Raw genomic sequence first — 2,594 nt, forward strand, 5'->3', positions numbered from 1 at the left:
TGACGTCGGCAATTCTTGATTCATGCAGCATGCCTTTACGGGTATAACGCCCGAGGTATTCCACCACGGTTTCGGCGCGGCTCAGACACGCTTTGCTGTAAACACACCACGGTTTTGCCATTAAGGTATCAGCCGCAGGGATAGCCAGCTCATGTTGTCGCAGCGCCCGTAATAACTTGGCCCGATACACGGTGGACAAGGCTTTCACCGGAAACAGATAATCCGTTTTCACGCCATGCCAATACCCTCCGACGTCACTACCCCGCCTGGAATTAAGCAATGTCATTGTTACTGCACTAAAAGGTGCAGCGTTATGCTACAACACATCTAAAGTCGCCTTAACTCGGTCTAAAGCCACAATGGTTCTGAACCATTTAACATTCGCGTTATTATGGAACATTTGATCACATAGTTCTTGGAAGCGTTGCATATGCGGCACAAGCAGAACCAGCATAAAATCGGCATCCCCAGTTACGTAGTAACATTGTTGTACTTCTGAGCCGGAAAAGTCCTGTTTTAATTGCCTAAGTGCATTGATATCGGTTTTTTCAACCTGAACTTCAACAAAGATTGTGATGACTTTTTTCAGTTTATCTGGGTCTAAGATTGCCACTGTCGATTGGATGTAACCGCTGTCCCTCAGCTTTTGAATACGTCGCTGAACAGAAGCCGTAGACAAGTGAACTGCTTCAGCCAACTCTCGCAGTGGAGTTTGACAGTTCAATTGCAACAAGGTGAGAAGAACATGATCGTATTTATCGAGCGACATAATGACATCCAGATGAGAAATTTTATCGAAAACAGCATCAATTTAGAGACCTTTTCCCAAAGGTAACACAATAAAATACAATTCAATTTCTCATTTGCGTCTGGACGTTATGAAATCAGTTCCCAATACCTTGCTCGGTGTCAGCCTAAATGTGGCCGCGTCCGCGCTCTTTGCAGTAATATTCGCTTACACTGCCCTATTAGAAGCTCTCAGCGGTGAAGAAATCTATGGTTGGCGCATTCTCTTCACGCTGCCACTGTTAACCCTCTTCATTATCGTTCGGGGGTATTGGTCGCAAGTCGCCGCAATTTATCAGCGAGTCATTCATGAAAAACACTTTTGGCTAACTCGAATCGCATCCAGCTTTTTAATCGGTATTCAGCTTTGGTTATTCATGTGGGCTCCAGGTAATGGGTATGGCTTAGCAGTATCACTGGGATATTTTATAATGCCCATCACTATGGTAGTGGTTGGCCGATTTGCTTTTAAGGACAAGATGTCAGTAATGCAATGGATTGCCTGTCTTTTTGCTTTACTTGGTGTAGTGAACCAAGTCGCCATTTCTCAAACCTTAACTTGGCCAACACTGGCTATATGCTTAGGATACCCAATCTACTTCTGGCTAAGGCATAAAACTGGCACCAATAACATTGGTGGTGTCTGGTTTGATATGTTGCTCAGTGTCCCGTTATGCATTTACTTCATCTTAAATGGCGGCTACGTGATTGAAAGTTTTAGTGATAGTAGCCTAACACTCTGGTTAGCCATTGGCTTAGGTGCAATCAGTGCCTTGGCTCTTGGGTTACAATCATTATCAGCTCCGCACTTGAACCTGAGTCTTTTCGGGCTACTTATCTATGTAGAGCCCTTACTGTTACTTATCGTTGCTATAATGCTTGGCGAGACAGTTACCCCATGTGAATGGCCTACCTATATCGGTATTTGGTTAGCCGTTATTGTGTTGATGTTAGAGGGAGGGATTAATATGTTTAAATCAAGAAACGTCTAAGTGTGGATCATTAGTAAAAGTATGGCTAATTCTAGCCACTTATCAGCACTTATCTAATAACGCCAAATCGCAATGGGGCATAAGCTATTTAGAACAGACTGCCATATTGATAACTTAAGATTGGCATTGTTGTATCCACTGTTCGTCGTTGCATTCGTATATTTTATTGTGACCCAGGGATGAACGGATCGACCGCAGTTCATTACCCTAGCCAGAAGTAGGTTCGGTATCTAAGGTCTAATACCCGCATGCCTTGACAAGCAAAAACGTTATAGATGGTAATGTTATCAGTCATATCACCAACCTTCCCCTCTCTTGTGGACAACAAATAGAGTACGCTTCAGACATTTGCCCCTTTCTCAACTCTCACGTTAATCTGCCACATGAAGGCATGCTGCTACATTCCGGCGTGTTTAGCGCGTCTTACCCATCGAGGTTCAGCATGCGTTTATCTTGCCAAACAAACATGCATTTCCAAATCGCGACATCAGGGGCAACTTTTGAATGGGTTATGCGTAATTAAAAACGATAAACTTGCCTTTTTTCACGGTTTGCTAAAAAAATTCTTTATTTCCTCAAAAATATTTTTTTGCTGACAAATTTAAGGTTAATTCGTCGTTTATATCATTGTTATGTAGTAACAAATTTTAATGTGGGTTAATCGGCTTACCCTTAAGTTAGCGATGTTCGCACCGTCATTTTGTAAAGATAAATTTACAGCAAAAATGCGCTTATGCAGAGCATATTTTAAAAATTAATGCTGTAAAAACAATGATTTTTAAAAAACAAAGTGAATGCGTTTTTTGAGTGTAATGC

General features: G+C 42.1%; 2 protein-coding genes and 1 pseudogene. 1 reads left to right on the forward strand and 2 read right to left on the reverse strand.

All coding sequences use genetic code 11. From position 1 onward, the window contains the following. A pseudogene (locus K5Q99_RS21560) lies at window positions 1-282 on the reverse strand (transposase); the annotation flags it as partial. A 34-nt stretch (window positions 283-316) separates the two neighbouring features. Continuing rightward, complete coding sequence (locus tag K5Q99_RS21565) at window positions 317-769, reverse strand: Lrp/AsnC family transcriptional regulator (protein ID WP_220778091.1); 453 nt, start codon at window positions 767-769, stop codon at window positions 317-319. 109 nt (window positions 770-878) lie between these two features. On the opposite strand from K5Q99_RS21565, the gene rarD reads away from it, so the two are divergent. After that, window positions 879-1,778 carry an EamA family transporter RarD gene (rarD, locus tag K5Q99_RS21570; protein WP_220778092.1) on the forward strand — a complete coding sequence of 300 codons (900 nt, stop codon included), beginning with the start codon at window positions 879-881 and terminating at the stop codon, window positions 1,776-1,778. Window positions 1,779-2,594 lie beyond the last annotated feature (816 nt).

It is taken from the genome of Shewanella hafniensis, from assembly GCF_019655335.1.
In the GTDB taxonomy this organism is placed as follows: domain Bacteria; phylum Pseudomonadota; class Gammaproteobacteria; order Enterobacterales; family Shewanellaceae; genus Shewanella; species Shewanella hafniensis.

Bases quoted from the DNA above. Each gene is read 5' to 3' on its own strand.
- K5Q99_RS21565 (WP_220778091.1), bottom strand. From the start codon at position 769: ATGTCGCTCGATAAATACGATCATGTTCTTCTCACCTTGTTGCAATTG.
- rarD (WP_220778092.1), top strand. From the start codon at position 879: ATGAAATCAGTTCCCAATACCTTGCTCGGTGTCAGCCTAAATGTGGCC.